Consider the following 21,989-nt stretch of genomic DNA (forward strand, 5'->3'; position numbering starts at 1 on the left):
GCGGGACCGTGTGGCGGCATGGATGCCGCTACCGAGCCCCCATGGACGGGTTCACGGCGTGTCCCGCGAACGGTGAGGGCACCGCGCCCTCGACTCACCTAGCTTTGATTGTTGATCTTTCGCTTGCCTCGGCAAGGCCTTCAGCCGAACTCGTAGTTCATCAACGGCCCGGTCGGTGCGACGAAGTCGCCTTGCACGTAGTCCACGCCGGCACTGAAGAAGCTGCTCATCGACTGCGCATCGGCCACGAATTCGGCCACGGTAAGAATGCCGGCCGGTTGCGCACGCGAAGTGATCTCGCGAATTTTTTCCTGACTTTCGCGGGCCGATGCGACATCTCCGGTGATGCCGCGATCCAGCTTGAGAAAAGCCGGCTGGAAGTGCGCCAGCAACTGGAACGAATCCAGGCCAGAACCGAATTGTTCCAGCCCCACCTTGCAGCCCATCGAAGACAGCGAGGCCAGAAACTGCTGGGCGTTGCGCAGATGCGTGAACACCTTCGATTCCGGCGTCTGCAACCACAGCCGCTCGCCGGGCACGCCGTACACCGCCAATTGCTCGCGGATGGTGTCGATCATCTGTGGGTCGGAGAACGAGTTCGGTCCGATCCGCACCAACAGATGTGTCTTGTGTCCGGCACGCTGCCGCTCCCCGAGCTGGCGAATCGCGCGCGCCACCACCCAGCGGTCGATTTCGGTGATCAGGTCGTGCTCTTCGGCGATGGCGATAAACGCGTTCGGCGACATGATTTCGCCATTGCGTTCCAGCCGCAGAAACGCCTGGTACAACTCCACCGGCTCGCCCTGCAGGTTGAGTACAGGCTGGTAGTGCAGCGAGAAGCCATCGCCGACCAGTGCTTCGCGCAGCTGTTCTACCCAACGTTCGATGCGTTCTTCTTCGGCGCGATCAGAGGCGGCGGGGTCATAGATGCTGACCGCATTGCCGCCGAGTTCGGCAGTGGTGCGTACCGCCTCGGTGCCGCGATTGAGCACCTGGCCGATGCTGGCGATCTTTTCGCCAATCTGCACGCCCCCGATGCTCACCGTGACCGTGGCCGAGCGCGCGCCGATGCTGAAGACATGCTGCGCAAACGCATCGCGCACCATTTCTGCCAATGCGTGGGTGCGCGCGTAGTTGCCGTCCATCAGCAACGCAAAGCTGTGCTCGCCGAAGCGCGCAGCCACCACGCTGTCATCCAGCACGCTGGCCACGTGCGCGGCCAGGGCGGCGATCAACGCGTCGGCCGAATCCAGGCCGATTTCGGGCAATAACCGCGCGTAATGGTCCGGCTCGATCAGCAGGAAGCCGGATTGGCCTTCGCTGCGACCGGCCCGTGCCACCGCCTGTTCCAGCGCGACCATGAAGGTCGGCCGGTTGAGCAGACCGGTGACCTGATCGCGTTGGCGCAGATCTTCGACCTCGCGTGCCAGTTCCGGGTCGAATTCCTCGCGGCGGCGAAACACCACCTGGATGCACGGCTCGCCTTCATACGTGGCGGTGGCAAATTCCATCGTCGCCGGAAAGGTGTCGCCTTCCAGCCGGCGCGCGTCGACCTTGTATTGCGCCGGCGGCGGTTCGCCCTTGGACAGCGACTTGAGCAATTGCTTGAAATCGTCCACGTACTGCGCGGCGATCATGTCCAGCAACGACACGCCCTCGACATCCTCGAACGACTCGAAGCCGAACATCTCCAGATACGCCTCGTTGGCACGGATATGCATGCCCTCGTGCACGTAGGCGATGGGGTCGCGCGAAGACGCGATCAGGGCATCGCACCGCCGCTCGGTTTCGCGCATCTGCGCTTCGATGCGGCGCAGTCCGCGCCGGGCCTGCAGATCGGCCCATTCCGAACGCACCAGTGCCAGCAGATGCTCGGGACGATGCCGCAGCACGAGCGCGCGAATGCCGTGCGAAGCGGCTTCGACCAACGCGTTTTCTTCGATCCGTTCGGCCAGCAGAATGATCGGAATGTCCTTGCCGCTGCTCGCGATCTGCTGCTGCAGGGCGTTCATCGGAATCTGCAGCGCCTGGCCATGCAGGGCCAGATCGATCTGGCCGGACAACATGCTGGCGAGGTCTTCAAGGGTCTGCGGCCGCGATGGACGCACTGCAATGCCGCCGTTGCGCAACGCGGTCACGATCGCCTCCGCGCTCTCGACACTGTCGTCGACGATCATCAGGCGGAGGGTGAGATCTTTACCTTTCTGCATGCGCGGCTTCCTGGAGACGGCTCTAAATACACGAAGGGGGTCGGAGGCGTCCATGTGTGTGGACAAGGCCGCATCCGGGGTGAGACTTGGTCCACGTTTCTATCACCCAGCATAGGCTTAAGCGACGCTTCCTGCGGCGTGACCGGATGCCCATGCCCACTGAAAGTTGTAGCCGCCCAACCATCCCGTCACATCCAGCACCTCACCGACGAAATACAAGCCGGCCACCAGACGCGACTCCATGGTTGCACTGGAGACTTGGTTGGTATCGACACCGCCGAGCGTTACTTCAGCGGTACGGTAGCCTTCGGTTCCGCTGGCGACCAGCGGAAATGCGCCGAGCAGGTCGGCCGCGGCCTGCAGTTGCGGCGGGTCGAGCTGACGCACCGGCTTGTCCGGCAGCCACACTTCGCACAGGCGCTGCGCAAAGCGTCGCGGCAGCACATCGGCCAGTACATTGCGCAGTTCGGTGGCGCCGCGTTGATTTTTTTGTTCGCGCAACCAGGCTGCAGCATCCTGGCCGGGCAGCAGGTCCAGGCGCAGATCATCGCCGGGCTGCCAATACGAGGAGATCTGCAGGATCGCCGGGCCACTGACCCCGCGGTGGGTAACCAGCATGAAATTGCGAAAGCTGACCCCGTTGCAGTGCGCCTCGACCGGCAAGGCCAGCCCGGACAACTCCTGCAGCCGCTGCTGATGCTTGCCACTCAGCGTTAGCGGAACCAGCCCGGCGCGTGTCGGCAGCAGCTCGTGGCCAAACTGTTTGGCCAGCGTATAGCCGAAGCCGCTGGCGCCCATGCTCGGAATCGACAGCCCGCCGGTGGCCACGATCAGCGATTGCGCCTGCACGCGTCCCTGGCTGGTTTCGATGCTGAAGCCATCACTGTCGCGCCGCACCGAGCGTACTTCGCACTCGGTACGCACCTGCACGCCAGCTGCTTCGCATTCGTCCAGCAACATGCGCACGATCTGCTTGGACGAGATGTCGCAGAACAGCTGGCCCAGTTCTTTCTCGTGATAGGCGATGCCGTGGCGCTCGACCATTTCCACGAAATCCGCCGGGCTGTAGCGGGCCAGCGCGGATTTGCAGAAGTGCCGATTGGCCGACAAAAAGTTGCCTGGCGTGGTGCCGGTATTGGTGAAGTTGCAGCGCCCGCCACCGGACATCAGGATCTTCTTGCCGACCTTGTTGGCGTGGTCGATCACCAGCACCTGGCGGCCACGTCGGCCGGCGGTGAAGGCGCTCATCAGTCCGGCCGCGCCGGCACCGATGACCAGCACGTCGTAACGCGTGCTCATTCGGCCGGGGCTTGCCGCACCATCGGGGTCAGGGTGACGTTGCCCTGATCTGCGAGCATCTGCACCTCGCCGTCCTGGATGATCACATCGAAGCGCATGCCGCGCTGGATCAGGGCACCGAGCGCCTCGGTGGCCTGCGAATCGAGCTCCAGTACGCGCAGGTTGCGTTGTCGGCCGAGCGCATTGGCCTGCTTCTTCCACCAGGTTTCGGTGGCCTGGCCGCCGTAGCCGATCACCACTGCCTCGCGCGAGCGATTGCAGGCCTTGCGCACGCGGCTTTCGTCCGGCTGGCCGAGGTCGATCCACAGATCCGGGTCGCCGGTGTAATCGCGCCGCCACAGGTCGGGCTCGTCGTCGTTGCTCAGCCCGCGGCCGAACTCCAGACGGTCGTCGGCAAACAGCGCGAACGCCAGCAGCCGCACCATCAGGCGCTCGTCGGTTTCGGAGGGGTGCTGGGCCAGGGTCAGTGAATGGTTGGCGTAATAGCCACGGTCCATGTCGCTGATCTGAAGTTCCGCCCTGCGGACGGTGGCGGTAAGAGCCATCAGGATGCCGATTGCAAAGGGCGCTCATGATACGCCGCCGCTGCAAGGCCGGCGTGCTGCCGCTAGATGCGCGGTTGCGCTGCCAGCCAGCGGTCCAGTTGCGCAGCAAATGCTTGGCGGTCGCGTGCATGCAGCGCAGGCGGCCCACCGGTGGCGACGCCGGCACCGCGCAGTTCTTCCAGAAAGCTGCGTACCGACAGGCGCTCCTTGATGGAGTTGTCGGTGAATGGCTCGCCGCGCGGGCTGATGGCGGTCGCGCCTTGCTCCAGGACACGGGCAGCCAATGGAATGTCCTGCGTGACGACAAGATCGCCGGCGGCAACCCGTTCGGCAATGGCATCATCGGCCGCGTCCGGTCCGCCCGGAACCTGGACGGCGCGCACATGCGCCAGGCGTGGCGTGGGCAGGAAATGATTGGCGACCAGGGTCACTGCCGTGCCGGTGCGCACGGCAGCTCTGAACAAGATGTCGCGGACCACGGCAGGACAGGCATCGGCATCGACCCAGATCTGCGCCTGGGTTGGCGTACTCGGCGTATTCATAAGGTGATATCGATAGGGAAGGGACCTGACATGCGGTCGGATTTGGCCCGATAGTAAAAATTTTGACGCGGGGTGTCGCTTTTTATCGGAATCGCGAGTATTGTGCACGCACTGTGTTTGCAAGGGTCACCGTGAATCGTGGCCTGATGCAGCCGGATCGTTACAGATCTCGCTTCATCGTTCCGCTTTACCAACGCCTGCAACTCAGTCTCAGCTCCGGCTTTTCGGACGCTGCGATTTATCAATCAATAGTTCAGGAGTTAGTAAAATGTCAGAACGTCTAAACGGTACTGTGAAGTGGTTCAACGATGCCAAGGGCTTCGGCTTCATCACCCCGGAAAGCGGCCCGGACCTGTTCGTGCACTTCCGTGCCATCCAGGGCACCGGCTTCAAGTCGCTGCAGGAAGGCCAGAAGGTCACCTTCGTCGCCGTGCAGGGCCAGAAGGGCATGCAGGCTGACCAGGTGCAGGCGGTCTAATCCGTCTGCAACCGTAAGGTTGCCAAAAACGCCGGTCGCGCAAGCGATCGGCGTTTTTTATTGGGCGTCGTTTGAGCAATGCGCTTGCATCGTCAGCATCGCGGCGCCTGCAGGCGCGGGTGAGCGCGGCGACGACGCATGGATGGGTAGGATGTGCGCTTTCCGCGCGCAGCCCTTCTCATGATCACTGTCCACCATCTCAATAATTCCCGTTCCCAGCGCGTGCTGTGGCTGCTGGAAGAACTGGCGCTGCCGTACCAGATCGTTCGGCATGAGCGCGACCCCAAGACCATGCTGGCACCGGCCGCATTGCGTGCTATCCATCCGCTGGGCAAATCGCCGCTGATTGTGGATGGCGATCTGACCGTGGCCGAGTCCGGCGCGATCATGGAGTATCTGACCGAACGCTACGACACCGAATGCGCGCTGTCGCCATCGCCGCGTCCGCAGGATTCGCCGGAGCGCATGCAGTTCCGCTACTGGATGCATTACGCCGAAGGCTCGGCGATGCCGCCATTGTTGATGACGCTGATCTTCGCGCGCATTCGCAGTGCGCCGATGCCGTTTTTCGTCAAGCCCATTGCGCGCGCGATTGCGGACAAGACGATGTCGGGCTTCGTCAGCCCGCAACTCAAGCTGCATCTGGACTGGATGGAGCAATCCCTGCAGGCCAGCAACTGGTTCGCCGGTGAGCGCTTTACTGCGGCCGACATTCAGATGAGCTTTCCGGTGCAGGCCGCCGCGGCGCGTGGTGGCGGATTTGAAAATTATCCGCGTTTGCGCGCGTTTCTGGAGCGGATCGAAGCGCGTCCCGCGTATCAGGCTGCGCTGAAAAAGGGCGGCCCGTTCGAGCTGATGGGGCGCAAGTCCCCAGAGTAATGCTGGCAGCGGCTTGGCGAGCCGTAATGCTGCGGCAAGCAGCGATCACTTTGCTTGCCGCCATTCGTCTGGGTTTGCGACTCCCCAATCCCGACGTCCCAATTCCGCGCGCAACCATCTGCGCGCGGACATCCAGACCTCAGGGCGTACGACACTGCCGCAGGAACTGCAACGTGTCGCGCATCACTTGCGAGTCCTTGCGGAGTGACAGCACCAAACGCATATGGCCCATTCCTGGATAAAAAATGCGGTGCGCCTGGACCCCCGCCTGTTGTTCGGCGGCAGCGAGAACCGTGCTGTTACGCGGTTCCACCACGTGGTCGGCATCGCCGTGCAGCAGCAACATCGGCGGCTCGTCCCCATCCACATGACGAATGGGTTGTGAGGCTTCCTGTTCGGCAGGTGAAGTGCCGAAGATCCGGATCAATTCAGGGTCGGTCATCGGCGAGAAGTCGTAAGGGCCTGCGAGGCCGACGAAACCGCAGAGTTGGCGCGGTTGCATGCCCTGTGCCTGCAGCCATCGTGGATCGGTGGCGAGCAGTCCGGCGATGTGCGCACCGGCGGAGTGGCCCATCACCGCCAGGCGGGCAGGGTCTCCGCCGTAGGCGCGTGCGTGCTGATGGCTCCAGGCGGTGGCCTGTGCGGCATCGCTCATGAAGCCGTCCAGTCGGACCTGCGGATACTTTCGATAGTCGGCCACCATCACCACCATGCCCTCGCGGGCCAGCGAGCGGCCGACCCAGCGATAGTTGGCGCGGGCGCCACGCTTCCAGGTGCCGCCGTAGAAAAACACCACCACCGGCGCATCGACGGCGTCGCGCGGTTGGTAGACGTCCAGCGCCAGGCCGTGCTCCGGGTCGAAGACCTCGTTGCGGTGTTCGATGACGCCAGTGCGGCTGGATGCAGCGTTGATGCCGCCGAAGAACACGCTGCTGCAGCCACTCAGGCTTAACGCGCCGAGGAGCAAAAGGGCAGGGCGAAACCAGCGGGAAGTGTGCAAGCGCATGGATAGGGTCGCTGTAATAATTGAAGAGGAATAAATCTGCGGCTGTTGTGATGTGCGAGTGCGGCTGGATGCTGCAGTTCAGCGTGTCTCGAATGGGGATACGAGGCCGGTAGCGAATAGGATGCGCGGTTCACCCATGCGAAGTTCACTCGCTCTGGCCTAGGCTTGTCGCCATGACAGATATCCAGTTCGACAACCGCCTGCGTCAGCAGTTGCCTGGTGATCCGGAAGAAGGGCCGCGTCGCCGGGATGTGGTCGCTGCCTGGTCTTCGGTGTCGCCGACGCCGGTCGCAGCGCCAGGGCTGCTGGCCTATTCTGCCGAGATGGCGCAACGACTCGGGCTGGACGAGGCCGAGCTTGCCAGTGCGCGTTTTGCCGAGGTGTTTGGCGGCAACGCGTTGTATCCGGGCATGCAGCCGTGGGCGGTCAATTACGGCGGGCACCAGTTCGGGCATTGGGCCGGTCAGTTGGGCGATGGCCGGGCCATTTCGCTGGGCGAGGCGATCGGGGTCGATGGTGGTCGCTACGAATTGCAGCTCAAGGGCGCCGGTCCCACGCCTTACTCACGCGGCGCCGATGGGCGCGCCGTGCTGCGCTCGTCGATTCGTGAATTCCTGTGTAGCGAAGCGATGCACCATCTGGGTGTGCCGACCACGCGCGCACTGAGCCTAGTCACGACCGGCGATGCAGTGGTGCGCGACATGTTTTACGACGGCCGGCCGCAGCGCGAGCCCGGCGCCATCGTATGCCGAGTGGCGCCATCGTTCATCCGCTTCGGCAATTTTGAATTGCCCAGTGCGCGCGGGGATAGCGCGCTGCTGCGGCAATGGGCAGATTTCACCATTGCACGCGATTTCCCGGAGTTGGAAGGTGCTGGCGAGAATCTGTACGCGGCCTGGTTTGCGCAGGTCTGCGAGCGCACTGCCGTGATGGTGGCGCACTGGATGCGGGTCGGTTTCGTGCATGGGGTGATGAATACTGACAACATGTCGATCCTGGGTCTGACCATCGATTACGGCCCATACGGCTGGGTCGACGACTACGACCCGAACTGGACGCCGAATACCACCGATGCGCAGGGCCGGCGTTACCGCTTCGGCACCCAGCCGCAAGTGGCGTACTGGAACCTGGGACGCCTGGCGCAGGCGCTGGCGCCGCTGTTTGCCGATGCGGCGCCGTTGCAGCAGGGGCTGGACCACTTCCGCGATACCTACCTGGCCTGCGACCGCCGCGACACCGCGGCCAAGCTGGGTCTGGCCGACTGCCGCGACGAGGATCTGCACTTGATCGATGCGCTGCGTGAATTGATGCACGCGGGCGAGATGGACATGACGCTGACATTTCGTGGCCTGATCGATTGGTCGCCGGAGCATCCCGACCCGGAGCTGCTGCGCGAAGCGTTCTACGACCAGGACAAGCGCCTTGCGCACGCCGGGCAGTTGCAGGAATGGCTGCAACGCTATGCGACACGGCTGGGTCAAGACACACTATCGCCGGACCAACGCCGCGAGCGCATGCGCCTGGCCAACCCACGCTACGTGCTGCGCAACTATCTGGCGCAGCAGGCGATCGATCTGGCAGAGCAGGGCGATCCCTCCGGCGTGCAGGAATTGCTCGAGGCCATGCGCCGGCCCTACGACGACCAACCGGGCCGCGATGCGTTTGCCGCGCGGCGGCCGGAATGGGCGCGCGACCGCGCCGGCTGTTCGATGCTGTCGTGCAGTTCCTGACGCACTCAGATGCACGTATGTCGTAAACGCGGCGTCACGGGTCTGCGCAGCCTAGAATAGGGTCGTCCCCACCGGCCTTGACGCCATCGCCACCATGACTGACTGCACCCGCTGCGCCGGCAATACTTCTTCCGGACCCAACCATTGGGCTGAACGGATCCGCGACATCGCCGACTTTCCCAAGCAGGGCATCGTCTTCAAGGACATTACCCCGCTGCTGTCGGACGGCCCGGACTTTGCCTCGGCGCTGGACGAAATGGCGCAGCCCTGGCGCACCACGCCGCTGGACGCGGTCCTGGGCATCGAAGCGCGCGGTTTCATTCTGGGCGCGGCGCTGGCGCGCGAACTGCGCACGGGTTTTGTGCCGGTGCGCAAGCCAGGCAAGCTGCCCGGACGGACGTTGGTCCAAGAATACGCGCTGGAATACGGCACCGATCGCATCGAAATGCATGAGGACGCGTTGCCGCGTGGCGCGCGCGTGTTGATCGTCGACGACGTGCTCGCCACCGGCGGCACGCTGCGCGCGGCGCTGGGGCTTGCTGCACAGCTGGAACTGGAAATCGTCGGTGCGGCGGTGCTGGTCGAGTTGCTGGCGCTGCAGGGCCGCAGCAAGTGGGCCGATGACGTGCCGTTGCTGGCCACGTTGAGCTACTGATTCATACAGACTGCCGATCGAGCGTCTGGCGACATGGATGCGCAAGAATGCGCATCCATGTAGATGGTGCGGCAGGCGCTTCAGCACCTCCGCTTGATCGTATGGCCGGCGCAGGGTGCCTGCCAGGCGGCTGATTACAGCTTGCTGACCCGGAACCGGCGTCCCTTGATCTTGCCCGCATGCAGATGCGCCAGTGCCTTGGCGACGTGCGCGCGGGCGATGGCGACATAGGAGCGGGTGGGGTAGATCGCGATCTTGCCGATCGCCGCGCCCGAGAGTCCGGCTTCGCCGGTGAGCGCGCCGAGAATGTCGCCAGCGCGCAGTTTGTCGGTCTTGCCGCCATCAATGCGCAGCGTGGTCATGGCCGCCTGCGGCAGCTGCGCCGGGCGCGCGGTGGCCAACGGTGCACGCGACCACTTCAGCGGCTGGCCTTGTTCGGCTTCCAGTGCCTGCGCGCGCCCTGTTTCGCGTGAGGCCACCAGGCTGAGTGCAAGCCCGCGCTTGCCCGCGCGCGCGGTGCGGCCAATGCGGTGACGGTAGGTTTCGGTATCGGTGGGCAGCTCGTAATTGACCACTGCCGCCAGGTCTTCCACATCCAGCCCGCGCGCGGCCACATCGCTGGCCACCAACACGTTGCAGCTGCGGTTGACGAAGCGCACCAGCACTTCGTCGCGGTCGCGCTGCTCCATGTCGCCATGCAGGGCGAGCGCGGAGAAGCCGAACTCCTGCAGCGAACCGGCCACTTCGTCCACTTCCTTGCGGGTATTGCAGAACACCACGCTGGACTCGGGATTGAAGCGCAGCAGCAGCCCGGCGACGGCTTTCTGTCGATAGGTCGGGTCGACCTCGAAGAACTGCTGGTCGATTTCCGGCGCGTTATCGGCGCCTTCGACGGTGATTTCGATCGGATCCTTCAGGATCTCGCGCGCCAGCGTGCGGATGATGTCCGGGAAGGTGGCCGAAAACAGCAGGCTCTGACGGTGTTTGTCGCAGCGGCTAGCGATCTCGCGGATGGGTTCTTCGAAGCCCATGTCGAGCATGCGGTCGGCCTCGTCCAGCACCAGCGTGCGCACGCCGCCCAGATGCAATGCGCGCTTGCGGGCCAGTTCCTGGATGCGTCCGGGCGTGCCGACCACCACTTGCGGGTCGTGCGCTTCCAGCGAGGCCAGTTGCGGGCCCAGCGGCATGCCGCCGGTCAGCACCACCAGTTTCATGTTCGGAATGCCGGTGGCCAGCTTGCGCAGCTGCTTGCCGACCTGATCGGCCAGCTCGCGGGTAGGGCATAGCACCAGCGCCTGCGCGCGGGTCAGCGCGGGATCTAGCTTTTGCAGCAGGCCCAGCCCGAAGGCAGCGGTCTTGCCGCTGCCGGTAGGCGCCTGGGCGATGACATCGAGCCCTTGCAGGATCGGCGGCAGGCTTTGCGCCTGGATGGGAGTAAGGACGGTGTAGCCAAGGGCGTCGATGCCGGGGGCCAGGGCCGGCGACAGCGGCAGCGCGGAAAATTCGTTCATGGCGCATTTTAGCCGGGATTGGGCATTGGGGATTGGGGATTCGCAATCGCAACAGCGCGCGCTCGTACCAATCCCAAATCCCCAATCACCAATCCCGTACAATTGGCCCATGCCTTTAATCACTCTGCAAAGCGTCGACTACAGCGTCGGCGGCCCCTTGTTGCTGGAAAAAACCGACCTCACGATCGAGCCGGGCGAGCGTATCGCCCTGATCGGCCGTAATGGCGCCGGCAAATCGACCTTGATGAAATTGATCGCCGGCGAGCTCAAGCCCGACGACGGCGAAGTGCGCGTGCAACAGGGCGTGCGCATCGCGCGGCTGGAGCAGGAGGTGCCGCAGGGCACCGGCGGCAGCGTGTTCGAGGTGGTGGCCGATGGCCTGGGCGAGCTTGGCCATTGGCTGGCCGAATTCCATCAGCTCAGCCATGCCGAGGTGTTCGATGGCGATGCGTTCGGCAAGGTGCAGGCCAAGATCGACGCGGCCGACGGTTGGGCGCTGGATCAGCGCGTCACCGAGACGCTGACCAAGCTGGAACTGGACGGCGATGCGGAGTTTGCACGCCTGTCCGGCGGCATGAAGCGCCGTGTGTTGCTGGCGCGCTCGCTGGTGTCTTCGCCGGACGTGCTGCTGCTGGACGAGCCGACCAACCATCTGGATATCGAAGCCATCGATTGGCTGGAGTCGTTCCTGAAGAACTGGAACGGCAGCGTGTTGTTCGTCACCCATGACCGGCGCTTCCTGCGCGCATTGGCGACGCGCATCGTCGAAATCGATCGCGGCCAGGTCACCAGCTGGCCCGGCGACTGGGCCAATTACGAGCGTCGCCGCGAAGAGCGGCTCAATGCGCAGGCGCAGGAAAACGCGCGCTTCGACAAGATGCTGGCGCAGGAAGAAATCTGGATCCGGCAAGGCATCAAGGCGCGGCGGACCCGCGACGAAGGTCGTGTACGGCGTCTGGAATCGATGCGCAACGAACGTGGCCAGCGCCGCGATCTGAGTGGCAATGTGCGCATGGAAGTCTCGCAGGGCGAGTCGTCCGGCAAGAAGGTGATCGAGACCAAGGAGGTCGGCTTCGCGTTCGGTGCACGCACGATGGTCAAGGATTTTTCGACCATCATCCAGCGGGGCGACCGTATCGGTCTGATCGGCCCCAACGGTAGCGGCAAGACCACCTTGCTCAAGCTGTTGCTGGGCGACTTGCAGGCGCAGCAGGGCGAAATCCGCATCGGCACCAATCTGCAGATCGCGTATTTCGATCAGTACCGCTCCACGTTGCGCGAGGACTGGAGTGCGATTGAAAACGTGGCCGAAGGCCGCGATTTCATCGAGATCAACGGCAAGCGCAAGCATGTGCATGCGTACCTGCAGGACTTCTTGTTCACCCCGGAACGCGCCCGCGCGCCGATCACCCGTCTCTCAGGCGGCGAACGCAATCGCCTGCTGCTGGCGCGGCTGTTTGCGCAGCCGTCCAACCTGCTGGTGATGGACGAACCGACCAACGATCTGGACGTGGAAACGCTGGAGCTGCTGGAAGAGCTGCTCGGCGAATACACCGGCACCTTGTTGCTGGTCAGCCATGACCGCGACTTCCTCGACAACGTGGTGACCTCCACGTTGGTGATGGAAGGCGAGGGCCTGGTCGGCGATTACGTCGGTGGTTACAGCGATTCGCTGCGTCAGCGTCGCACCCCGGCGCCCAACGCGATGGCGGTTGCCAAGGCATCGGCGACGGCGGCTGCGACTACGCCAGCGGCGCCTGCTGCCGCACCGGCGGAAGCTGCGCCCAAGCGCAAGCTCAGTTACAAGGATGCGCGCGAACTGGAGCAGTTGCCGGCCTTGATCGACAGCCTGGAGCAGCAGGTCGCCGCGCTCACCAATGCGATGAACGACCCGGCCTTCTATCAGCGCGACAGCGCAGCGATGGCCGCGCATACCGCCGCGCTGGGCGATGCACAGGCGCAGCTGGATGCGGCGTTCGCGCGCTGGAGCGAGCTGGATAGTTGATTGCCGGATTGGCGCGCGACTGCGTGCCGGTCTTGTGGGGTTTTAGGCGTGGCAAACAAGCATCGCGAGCTGATAGATGACTTGTAGAGCGGCTGATCTGCGGGTTTGCTGCAGGGCCCTTGCCCGCCTACCATCGCGGGACACGCCGCAAGTACGTCCGTGTAGGCTCTTACGCGGCATCCATGCCGCGTAAGGTCCCGCGACGGTAGGCGGGCAAGGACCAGTCGAGATGGTCGGTGTGCATGCTTTTGAACAAGGCAACCTATTAACTGTCTGGTGCGGTGCCCTTACCGCTTGCGGGACCGTGTGGCGGCATGGATGCCGCCACCGAGCCTACATGGACGTACTTGCGGCGTGTCCTGCAAGCGGTGAGGGCACCGCGCCCTCGACTAACCAGCCTTTGATTCGCATCTAGATTTCGCTGCCAGTCCCGACAGTGCGTCATTCGCCAACGAAGGCGGGTGCGGCCAACACGTTGCCGCCATCGCTACAGCGTTAGAGAGGGTTTGTTAGCCGCTCTCAGTCGCAAGCACTCGCAGGCGCCACAAACGCTGCAAATGTGAGTCCGCGAGCGGCCCAGGCAGTGGCGGCTTCATCGAGAATATCCAGCAAGGTGTTGCGATCGTTCGGTGCAGTGCGCGCGAGTGCGTCTGCGCCGTTGATCAACAGCGCATAGCCATGTGATGCGGGCAGCCAGGCCAGGTCGCGCAAGGCATCAGAGAGCGCGTCCCAGTTGCGACCGAAGCTGACCGGGAAGTCCAGTTGGGCGGCCAGGCGCATCAGCAAAATGTGCTTGTCGCTGCAGCTGGCCAGATCCACACGCAGGATGCGCAGGCCGGCGTCGCGGGCGAGCGCGGCCATGGTGTCAAGATCGTCGGTGTCGGCCTGATAGACGCCTGATTGTTGCGGGTCGGACAGGTCCAGTGCGAAGTCGCCTGCGCTCATGGCGCCTGCTCCGGCGTGGGGCCTTTGAACGATTTGAAGCTCTGGTAATGATCGTCGCTGTAGTACCACGCTTGCGGCGGCGTGCCGCCGGTGACGATGCGGCGTGCGCCGCGGTCAGGGCTGCCGGGCGTCTCCACGGTGTACTCGTGGTAGTAGCCGCGCTCGCGCTCGGGCAGGCGTTGTTCGCGATTGCCGAACACGCTGCCGTCTTGCGCATGCGGGAACGGCCCGCCGCGCTGGATCAACGTGATCGTGGCCATTGCTTCGGGTGGCAGAAAACCCGGGAGACCCTGCTGCCGAGGCGTCTGTTCGGGCGGCGCTGTTGCGGCGATCGGCGCGTTGAGCTGCGGCGCGAACTGCGGCTTGGGCGTCTGCATCACGCGCACGCCCCATAAGCCGGCGACGAGCAGCACGATGGCGACGATCAGCAAAGCGGGCTTGCGCATGAAGACGATCCGGAAGCGATTGTGGAGACAGCAGATCAAGTATGCCGTTGCGCGACTGTGTCGACTTTGAACGCCGCGGCATGTGTACGCCTGCGCGATTCACGCCCAAGTAACCGGGGCATGGTGCAAGGTGTGCAGCGAACACGACGCGGTGTGCGATGGGATGAAGTTTCCCTGCCAGCACTCTTGGTAAGCGCCGCCGCCGTCCCTACTATTTATCCCGCAACGCCCGGTCTTCGCCGGGCGGCAAGTCCAGGAGACACGCATGGCTTACACCCTTCCGCAATTGCCTTACGCCTACGACGCGCTGGAACCGAACATCGATGCGCAGACGATGGAAATCCATCACACCAAGCATCACCAGACCTACATCAACAACGTCAATGCGGCGCTGGAAGGGACGGAGTATGCGGACCTGCCGGTCGAAGAGTTGGTGTCCAAGCTGAAGAGCCTGCCGGAAAACCTGCAGGGCCCGGTGCGCAACAACGGTGGCGGCCACGCCAACCATTCGCTGTTCTGGACCGTGCTGTCGCCCAATGGCGGTGGCGAGCCCAAGGGCGAGGTCGCCAAGGCGATCGACAAGGACATCGGTGGTTTCGAGAAGTTCAAGGAAGCCTTCACCAAGGCCGCCGTCAGCCGCTTCGGCTCGGGCTGGGCGTGGTTGAGCGTGACCCCGGACAAGAAGCTGGTGGTCGAAAGCACCGCCAACCAGGACAGCCCGCTGTTCGAAGGCAACACCCCGATCCTGGGCCTGGACGTGTGGGAACACGCGTACTACCTGAAGTATCAGAACCGTCGCCCGGAATACATCGGCGCGTTCTATAACGCGGTGAACTGGGAAGAAGTCGAGCGCCGCTACCACGCTGCGATCGCCTGATTCTTGAGTTGACGCTGTAACGCAAGAAGGCCGGGAGCGATCCCGGCCTTCTTCGTTTGCGCAATCTGCTGTGTAGGAGCGACCTTGGTCGCGAAGAGGCGTTCCCTGGGAAAGCTTCATCGCGCGCAAGCGCGCTCCTACGATTGCCCGGAGCGCCGATCAGAACTTGGGGTCGAACTCGCGCGCGTAGCCGGTGTTGACGATGACCTTCTGCAGCGCATCGCTGATCTTGATGTTGCCGGCCACGATCTGCTGCGTTTCCGGGCCCATGTTGTCCATGCGCGGCGGGGTGGCGCCCTTGTAGTCGCAGACCCGGCCACCGGCTTCGCGTACCAGCAGCACGCCAGCGGCGATATCCCAGGCTTTGACGCCAGCTTCGAAATACGCATCGGCGCGGCCGCAGGCCACATAGGCAAGATCCAGCGCGGCAGAACCGGTGCGACGCACATCTTCGGCCTGCACCAGCAGCGCATCGACGCACTTGAGCTGCGCACTGATGCGTGCACGCTCGCGCGGTGGAAAGCCGGTGTGGACCATCGCGCCCTCCAGGTCCTTGCGTTCGGCAATGCGGATGCGGCGGTCGTTGAGTACCGCGCCGGCACCGCGGCTGGCGGTGAACAGCTCGTTGCGCAGCGGGTCGAAGATCACCGCATCGGTAGGCTCGCCGTTTTCCACCAGCGCGATCGACACGCAGTAATGCGGAAAACCGCGCAGATAGTTGCTGGTGCCATCCAACGGGTCGATGACCCAGGTGTAGCGGCCACTCTTGCCGCCCTGCACGCCGCCTTCTTCGCCGAACACGGCGTACTCGGGGTAGCCGCGCTTGAGTTCCTTGATGATGACCTTCTCGGCATCGGCATCGACTTCGCTGGCGTAATCCATGCGGCCCTTCTGCACCACATTGAGCGAGTCGAGCTTGTTGATACCGCGCAACAGCACATTGCCGGCGAGGCGGGCGGCTTTGACCATGACGGTGACGGCGGGTTTCTGCATGGTTAAAGCTCCCGTGAAGGCAGAATTGAAGAATTGGCGAAGGTAAAAGAGCGGTCCGGCACGAAACCGGTCGCGCAGTTTACCATCTACGACCGAACAGCTCCCCAATCTCCGTTCATGTCCGTCAGTCAGCGCATCCGTTTTGTTCTTGTCGGTACCCAGCATCCAGGCAATATCGGCGCCGCCGCGCGCGCGATGAAGACCATGGGGATCTCGCGTCTGGTGCTGGTCGCTCCTGAGCGCGCCCTCGACGAAGACGCCTACCGGCGCTCTGCCGGTGCCGAGGACGTGCTCGGCGATGCACCGGTCTTCGCCACGCTGGGCGAGGCGGTGGCCGATTGCACGCTGGTGATCGGCTGCACCGCGCGCGCGCGCCGGGTGGCGTTGGAAGAGTTGCTGCCGGACGCCGGCGCACGCCGTGCCCTGGCCAAGGCCGGCGAGCCGGCGGAAGTGGCGATCGTGTTCGGCCGCGAGCGCACCGGGCTGACCAACGACGAGTTGCAGCTCTGCCACGCGGCCGTGCATATCCCGTCCGACCCGGCTTTCAGTTCGCTTAACCTGGCCGCCGCAGTACAGGTGCTGGCCTATGAAGTGCGGCTGGCACAGTTGGAAGCGGGCCAGGCGGAACCGGCGCCGGCAGCCACCACCGGCGCACTGCGCGAAGGCCCCGCCAGTCACGCGCAACTGGAAGGCATGTTTGCCCAGTTAGGCGAGACGCTGGACGACATCGATTTCCACAAGGGCCGCGCGCCGGAGTCGGCGATGCGCAAGCTGCGGCGGCTGTTGTTGCGCACCGAAATGAGCGAGCAGGAGGTGCGCTTGCTGCGCGGCATCCTGTCCGATGCCCAGCGCATGGCCATGCTGGCAAAGCGGGCCGGAAACTGACGTCTGTCACATCTTGAGAGATTCGGCTAGGCTGTCTGCGGCTCTAGGGAGTGTCCTTTTTGCGCGGTCTACGATGGTGTCTGATTGCCTGTTGGCTGCTCGCTGGGGCGGGCTTTGCCGTGACGGCGGCGGCAGCGCCTTCTTCGGTCCTGGTGCTTGGCCGGATCAGCGACGATCCCGCCACCCATTACGAGCAACTCAAGCCCTTGCTGGACTATGTGGTGCCGCGCATGCGCGTGGTCGGCATCCGCCGTGGCGAAATCCTGATGGCGCCGGATGCGCGGCAGATGTCCAGCTATCTGCGCCGTGGTCGGGTCGATTGGGTCAGCGAAACCACCGGTGCGGCGATGCTGCTGGAACAGCGCGGCGGTGCGCATCCGTTGGTGATGACCGAGCGCGGCGGCATGCGCGAGTTCCACACCGTGTTCTTCGTGCGCCGCGACAGCCCGATCCAGTCGCTCAAGCAATTGCGCGGTCACACTCTTGCGTTGCAGAACGCCTCGTCCACCAGTGGCTATCTGCTGCCGATGCTGGAGTTGCTGCGCAACGGCATCGCCTGCGATGTGCTGCTGTCGCCGGACGACATCCAGGTGCCGGGGTCGGTCGGTTATTTGATGGTCGGTACGAAATTGAACGTGGCCGCATTCGTGCACAAGCGCCTGATCGATGCGGGCGCTTTCAGCAATGCCGATTGGGACGACGAACGCCACTTGCCGGCGACCTTCAAGCGCGACTTCCGCATCGTGCACCGCAGTGCGCCGGTGCCGCGCGCGGTGGAGATGGTGCGTACCGGGCTGGACCCGGCGGTGGAGCGGCAGTTGCGCATCGTCTTGCTGCAGGCCGCGTCCGACCCGCAAGCCGGCCCGGCATTGAAGCGCTTTTTTGGCACCACCGCATTCCATCCTCTGGATGACAACAGCCGCCGACGCCTAAATGCGTTGAGCGCCGGTGTGCAACGTGTCAGGGACCAGGTGGAATGACTCAGGTGCGCTTTGGGTTGCAGGCACGTTTTCTGTTGGTGATGGCGCTGACGCTGCTGTTGGTCGGCGCGATTCTGGCCTCGTTGCTGCAACGCCAGAGCGCGATGCAGCGCGAGGTGCGCGGGCTCAGTGCGCAGATTCTGCACGAGCTGTTCGATCGCAGCCTGCGCTCGCGTGGCGAAACACTGGCCACCGAGCTGGCGGCCGGCCTTGCCAATCCGCTCTACTACTCCGACCTGGGAGCGGTGGGCGCATTGGTGCGCAACGCGTCGCGTCAGCAGGTGGTGAGTTACGTGCTGGTGTTCGACCGACGTGGCCGGCTGGTGCACGACGGCACGCCGACTTTGCAGCGCTACGGTCAGACGATGAACGACCCGCTGGCCGCCAAGGCGGCCAGCGCGCGCGCGATGTTGCTGCAATCCTCGCCCGAGGTGCTGGATGTGACGGTGCCGATCAAGATCGGCGACCAGCGCATCGGCGGCGTGCGCGTGGGCATGTCGCGCGAGCGGGTGCGCAAGATCGAGTCCGGCGCGAATCTGACCCTGGTGCAAAACCTCAACGCGATCGGTAAGCGCGATCTGGGCTGGCTACTGGTGCTGCTGGCTGCACTGGTCGCGTTGGGTGTGTTGCTGGCCATCTACGTGCAGCGCACGCTGGTGGCGCCGGTGCGCTTGCTGGCTGCAGCGGCCAAGCAGATCGAGCGCGGCGATTACGCAGTGCAACTGCCGCCGCATCCGCGCAACGACGAAATCGGCGAGTTGATGTCCGCGTTCGGACGCATGAGCGAGAGCATCGCCCGGCACGATCGCGAGGTGCGCCACATGGCCTATACCGACGCGCTGACCGGGCTGACCAACCGGCTGGGCTTTCGCGAAGGCCTGGACCATCTGCTCAATACCGCGCGCAGCACCGACAGCAAACTGGCGCTGCTGTTTGCCGATATCGACGACTTCAAGCGCGTCAACGACACGCTCGGGCACGAGGCCGGCGATGAGGCGCTGCTGCAGTTCGCCAGCCGTATCAGCCGTGCGGTGGGTGCATTGGGTGGCGACGATGCGATTCTGGCGCGTTTCGGCGGCGACGAGTTCGTGATCCTGCTGCAGAGCGGCGATGTCACGCTGCTGGCTGCCCAGCTCGCAGACCGGCTGGTGCACGAGTTGAGCCGTCCGTTGAATGTGCAGGGCCGCGAGGTGTTCCTGGGTACCTCGATCGGCATCACGTTGTTCCCGGACGATGCCAACGACGCCACCGCGCTGTTGAAGAACGGCGACATTGCGATGTACCAGGCCAAGGTCGCCGGCAAGAATTGCCATCGTTTCTACAGCCGTGCCGCTGATCACGCAGTCGAACGCCGTGTGCATATGGAGCATGAGCTGCGCGGGGCGTGGGAGCGCGACGAGCTGCGCCTGGTCTATCAACCGATCTACCGCACCATCGACCGTGTACTGGTCGGTGTGGAGGTGTTGCTGCGCTGGCAGCACCCGGCGCTCGGCACGATTCCGCCGTCCACCTTTATCGATATCGCCGAGCAGAGCGGCCTGATCGAAGTGATCGGGCCCAAGGTGCTGCGCGCGACCTGCCTGGAGGCAGCGCAATGGCCGGAAGTGGGGGAGGGCTTGTTCATCTCGGTCAACGTCTCACCGCGTCAGTTGCGCAGTGGCGACCTGATCGACACCGTGGCCGAGTGCCTGGCCGAATCCGGATTGCCGGCCGCGCGCCTGCATCTGGAACTGACCGAAACCGCAGTGATCGGCGACGAAATGATGGCCGCCAGCTTGCTCGATCAGTTGCACCGCACCGGGGTGAAGGTGTGGCTGGACGATTTCGGTACCGGCTTCTCCGGCCTGAGCCATTTGCGCCAGGTGCCAGTGGACGGGGTCAAGATCGACAAGAGTTTCATTGCCGACCTGCAGCGCGACCCGGACGATCTGGCGCTGACCACGGCCATCATCGGCATGGCGCATTCGCTGGGAATCACGGTGGTGGCCGAGGGAATCGAGCAAGAAGCGCAATTCAATCTGCTACGCGATCGCGGCTGCGACCTGGGCCAGGGCTACTGGTTCAGCAGGCCGCTGAGCCCGGCCGATTTGGTCAAGCTGATCGCGGCGGGGTGAGTGGCGTGCGTAGGTTGGTTTAACGTGCCATAGCGCGGTGCCTAGGAGCGCCCCTGGGCGCGATTGGGCGTTACCGGCAATGCTTCATCGCGCCCAGGGGCGCTCCTACGGGGTGTGCACGCGGCGGTGACGATTACAGCGGCCGTTTGCCGGTATCGCCAGGAATCTCGCGCACCAGGCGCGGCACCAGATAACCCGACAGACGCGTGGCCAATTCGGTATGCAGGGCGCGTGCATTTGCATCGTCCACTTCGAAATGCGCAACTCCTGCGACCCGGTCGAGCTGGTGCAGGTAGTAAGGCAGTACGCCCGCGGCGAAGCTGCGCTCGCTCAACGCGGCCAGTGCGTCCACGCTGTCGTTGACCCCGCGCAGCAGCACGGCCTGGTTGAGCAGTTGCGCGCCGGTGTCGCGCAGAGCACGCATGGCAGCGTCCACGCTGGAATCGAATTCGTTGGCGTGGTTGGCGTGTATCACAAAGGCCACCGGCCAAGGCAGGCTGCGCAGCCAGGCCAGCAGCGGCGCATCGACGCGCTCGGGCAGCACCACCGGCAGCCGGCTATGGATGCGCAGGCGTTTGATGTGCCCGATGGCGGCCAGCGCGTCGGTGAGTTCGGCCAGTTTGGTGGTGGCCAGCGACAGCGGGTCGCCGCCGGACAGCAGCACTTCGTCGATGCCGGGGTCGGCGGCGATCGCGGCCACCGCCTCGCGCCATCCATCGCGCGCGGCGGTTTCTTCGGCGTACGGGAAGTGGCGGCGGAAGCAGTAGCGGCAGTGCACCGCACAGCTGCCGGTGGCGATCAGCAGGGCGCGGCCGCGGTATTTCTGGATCACACCGTCTGCGGTCTTGGCGGCGCCATCGCCGACCGCATCCAGGCCGAAACCCGGCACCAGCCGCATTTCGGCATCCAGCGGCAGCACCTGGCGCAGCAGTGGGTCGTGCAGGTCGCCACGGCGCATACGCGCAACGAACGCGCGCGGTACCCGCAGCGGGAACTGGGCGGCTGCCTCTGCGCTGATGCCGGCAGCCGCCGCGTCCAGGCCCAGCAGCGCCAGTAGCTCGCGTGGGTCGCGCACGGCATCGCGCCACCGCTGCTGCCAGCGGGGCGGCTGCAGGGTGGGAGGCGGAGATGGCTGTAAGGCGAGGGGGGCTGCGGGTATCATGTGCGGTCACAAAACCAATGCCCGCCGGTTGCGGCGGGCGCCCCATTCTAATCCGACCTGCCACGGCCTGTGGCAGGTCGTGGTCTTATCGAGGAGCTGCACCATGGCCACTGTTGGCATGAACGACGTCAAGAACGGCATGAAGATCCTGGTCAATAACGAACCGGCGGTCATCACCGAGACCGAATACGTCAAGCCGGGCAAGGGCCAGGCCTTTACCCGCATGAAGTACCGCTTCATCAAGTCCGGTCGCGTGGTCGAAATGACCATGAAGGCCACCGACGATGTGGAAGTGGCCGACGTCGTCGATACCGACATGCGTTACCTGTACAGCGATGGCGAGTACTGGCACTTCATGGACCCGGAAACCTTCGAGCAGGTGCAGACCGACAAGGCCGGCATGGGCGGCGCCGAGAAGTGGCTCAAGGGCGAGGAAGACTGCATCGTGACGTTGTGGAACGGCGCGCCGATCTGGGTGCAGCCGCCGAACTTCGTCGAGCTCAAGATCACCGAGACCGATCCGGGCGTGCGCGGCGATACCTCGGGCGGCGGCGGCAAGCCGGCGACGCTGGAAACCGGTGCGGTGGTGCGTGTGCCGTTGTTCGTCAACCAGGACGAAATCATCAAGGTCGATACGCGTTCGGGCGAATACTCGGCGCGCGTCAAGTAAGCCGGATGCGCCCGGGACGCTGGCCTGGTCGAGCGGTACGCAGTGCCGGTGTCCTGG

Annotated in this window: 20 protein-coding genes; 10 read left to right on the plus strand and 10 right to left on the minus strand. The window is 64.3% G+C overall.

The window, feature by feature from the left end; translation table 11 throughout:
• Positions 1-140: 140 nt before the first annotated feature.
• The 4 genes from AC1PLU_RS09925 to AC1PLU_RS09940 form a co-directional block, all read right to left on the minus strand.
• Positions 141-2,210 (minus strand): GGDEF/EAL domain-containing response regulator, encoded by a 2,070-nt coding sequence (locus AC1PLU_RS09925; protein WP_074057331.1) that lies wholly within the window; start codon positions 2,208-2,210, stop codon positions 141-143.
• Between the two features lie 117 nt (positions 2,211-2,327).
• Positions 2,328-3,509 (minus strand): BaiN/RdsA family NAD(P)/FAD-dependent oxidoreductase, encoded by a 1,182-nt coding sequence (locus AC1PLU_RS09930; RefSeq protein WP_023904224.1) that lies wholly within the window; start codon positions 3,507-3,509, stop codon positions 2,328-2,330.
• On the minus strand, positions 3,506-4,054 hold the full coding sequence (locus AC1PLU_RS09935; protein WP_168957367.1) for a YaeQ family protein: 549 nt from the start codon (positions 4,052-4,054) through the stop codon (positions 3,506-3,508). Before AC1PLU_RS09935 ends, AC1PLU_RS09930 begins: the two co-directional genes overlap by 4 nt.
• 62 nt (positions 4,055-4,116) lie before the next feature.
• Positions 4,117-4,596: a YaiI/YqxD family protein gene (locus AC1PLU_RS09940; protein ID WP_023904222.1), complete on the minus strand. Its 480-nt coding sequence runs from the start codon at positions 4,594-4,596 to the stop codon at positions 4,117-4,119.
• 268 nt (positions 4,597-4,864) lie between these two features.
• On the opposite strand from AC1PLU_RS09940, the gene AC1PLU_RS09945 reads away from it, so the two are divergent.
• A complete protein-coding gene (locus AC1PLU_RS09945) occupies positions 4,865-5,074 on the plus strand; it encodes a cold-shock protein (RefSeq protein ID WP_205394530.1) in 210 nt (69 codons plus the stop codon).
• A 180-nt stretch (positions 5,075-5,254) separates the two neighbouring features.
• A complete protein-coding gene (locus tag AC1PLU_RS09950) occupies positions 5,255-5,953 on the plus strand; it encodes a glutathione S-transferase (RefSeq protein WP_481093387.1) in 699 nt (232 codons plus the stop codon).
• 139 nt (positions 5,954-6,092) lie between these two features.
• Here AC1PLU_RS09950 and AC1PLU_RS09955 read toward each other — a convergent pair whose 3' ends face one another.
• Entirely contained in the window at positions 6,093-6,959 is an 867-nt protein-coding gene (locus tag AC1PLU_RS09955) for an alpha/beta hydrolase (RefSeq protein ID WP_481093386.1), read from the minus strand.
• Between the two features lie 173 nt (positions 6,960-7,132).
• On the opposite strand from AC1PLU_RS09955, the gene AC1PLU_RS09960 reads away from it, so the two are divergent.
• Both AC1PLU_RS09960 and AC1PLU_RS09965 read left to right on the plus strand, forming a co-directional pair.
• The gene (locus tag AC1PLU_RS09960) at positions 7,133-8,689 is read left to right on the plus strand and encodes a protein adenylyltransferase SelO (protein ID WP_481108341.1); all 1,557 of its coding nucleotides are present in this window, start codon (positions 7,133-7,135) and stop codon (positions 8,687-8,689) included.
• A gap of 94 nt (positions 8,690-8,783) precedes the next feature.
• Positions 8,784-9,344, plus strand: coding sequence for an adenine phosphoribosyltransferase (locus AC1PLU_RS09965; RefSeq protein WP_104550041.1), 561 nt, complete (start codon positions 8,784-8,786; stop codon positions 9,342-9,344).
• A 134-nt stretch (positions 9,345-9,478) separates the two neighbouring features.
• On the opposite strand, the gene dbpA is transcribed toward AC1PLU_RS09965, so the two are convergent.
• Positions 9,479-10,855: an ATP-dependent RNA helicase DbpA gene (gene dbpA / locus AC1PLU_RS09970; protein ID WP_006452773.1), complete on the minus strand. Its 1,377-nt coding sequence runs from the start codon at positions 10,853-10,855 to the stop codon at positions 9,479-9,481.
• 109 nt (positions 10,856-10,964) lie between these two features.
• Between dbpA and AC1PLU_RS09975 the strand changes: the two genes are divergently transcribed.
• Complete coding sequence (locus tag AC1PLU_RS09975) at positions 10,965-12,860, plus strand: ATP-binding cassette domain-containing protein (RefSeq protein ID WP_115040179.1); 1,896 nt, start codon at positions 10,965-10,967, stop codon at positions 12,858-12,860.
• 519 nt (positions 12,861-13,379) lie between these two features.
• On the opposite strand, the gene AC1PLU_RS09980 is transcribed toward AC1PLU_RS09975, so the two are convergent.
• Together AC1PLU_RS09980 and AC1PLU_RS09985 are read right to left on the minus strand one after the other, a co-directional pair.
• Positions 13,380-13,805 (minus strand): barstar family protein, encoded by a 426-nt coding sequence (locus AC1PLU_RS09980; protein ID WP_481108342.1) that lies wholly within the window; start codon positions 13,803-13,805, stop codon positions 13,380-13,382.
• Complete coding sequence (locus AC1PLU_RS09985) at positions 13,802-14,251, minus strand: guanyl-specific ribonuclease (RefSeq protein WP_481108343.1); 450 nt, start codon at positions 14,249-14,251, stop codon at positions 13,802-13,804. The genes AC1PLU_RS09980 and AC1PLU_RS09985 overlap by 4 nt, the downstream gene beginning before the upstream one ends.
• Positions 14,252-14,516: 265 nt before the next feature.
• On the opposite strand from AC1PLU_RS09985, the gene AC1PLU_RS09990 reads away from it, so the two are divergent.
• A complete protein-coding gene (locus AC1PLU_RS09990) occupies positions 14,517-15,128 on the plus strand; it encodes a superoxide dismutase (RefSeq protein WP_016904847.1) in 612 nt (203 codons plus the stop codon).
• Positions 15,129-15,287: 159 nt separating this feature from the next.
• On the opposite strand, the gene AC1PLU_RS09995 is transcribed toward AC1PLU_RS09990, so the two are convergent.
• Complete coding sequence (locus AC1PLU_RS09995; protein WP_481108344.1) at positions 15,288-16,121, minus strand: inositol monophosphatase family protein; 834 nt, start codon at positions 16,119-16,121, stop codon at positions 15,288-15,290.
• Between the two features lie 117 nt (positions 16,122-16,238).
• Between AC1PLU_RS09995 and AC1PLU_RS10000 the strand changes: the two genes are divergently transcribed.
• From AC1PLU_RS10000 to AC1PLU_RS10010, 3 genes are read left to right on the plus strand one after another with little or no spacing between them, the layout of a single operon-like run.
• Positions 16,239-17,006, plus strand: coding sequence for an RNA methyltransferase (locus AC1PLU_RS10000; protein ID WP_006450336.1), 768 nt, complete (start codon positions 16,239-16,241; stop codon positions 17,004-17,006).
• Between the two features lie 50 nt (positions 17,007-17,056).
• Positions 17,057-17,986 (plus strand): phosphate/phosphite/phosphonate ABC transporter substrate-binding protein, encoded by a 930-nt coding sequence (locus AC1PLU_RS10005; RefSeq protein ID WP_255085406.1) that lies wholly within the window; start codon positions 17,057-17,059, stop codon positions 17,984-17,986.
• Positions 17,983-20,100: a putative bifunctional diguanylate cyclase/phosphodiesterase gene (locus AC1PLU_RS10010; protein ID WP_481108345.1), complete on the plus strand. Its 2,118-nt coding sequence runs from the start codon at positions 17,983-17,985 to the stop codon at positions 20,098-20,100. Before AC1PLU_RS10005 ends, AC1PLU_RS10010 begins: the two co-directional genes overlap by 4 nt.
• A gap of 133 nt (positions 20,101-20,233) precedes the next feature.
• On the opposite strand, the gene epmB is transcribed toward AC1PLU_RS10010, so the two are convergent.
• Positions 20,234-21,262 (minus strand): EF-P beta-lysylation protein EpmB, encoded by a 1,029-nt coding sequence (gene epmB, locus AC1PLU_RS10015; protein WP_481108346.1) that lies wholly within the window; start codon positions 21,260-21,262, stop codon positions 20,234-20,236.
• Positions 21,263-21,365: 103 nt separating this feature from the next.
• Here epmB and efp point away from each other — a divergent pair, with 103 nt between their 5' ends.
• Positions 21,366-21,932 (plus strand): elongation factor P, encoded by a 567-nt coding sequence (efp, locus tag AC1PLU_RS10020; protein WP_006450332.1) that lies wholly within the window; start codon positions 21,366-21,368, stop codon positions 21,930-21,932.
• Positions 21,933-21,989: the final 57 nt, after the last annotated feature.

The sequence above is a fragment of the Xanthomonas sp. NCPPB 2933 genome, assembly GCF_056725225.1.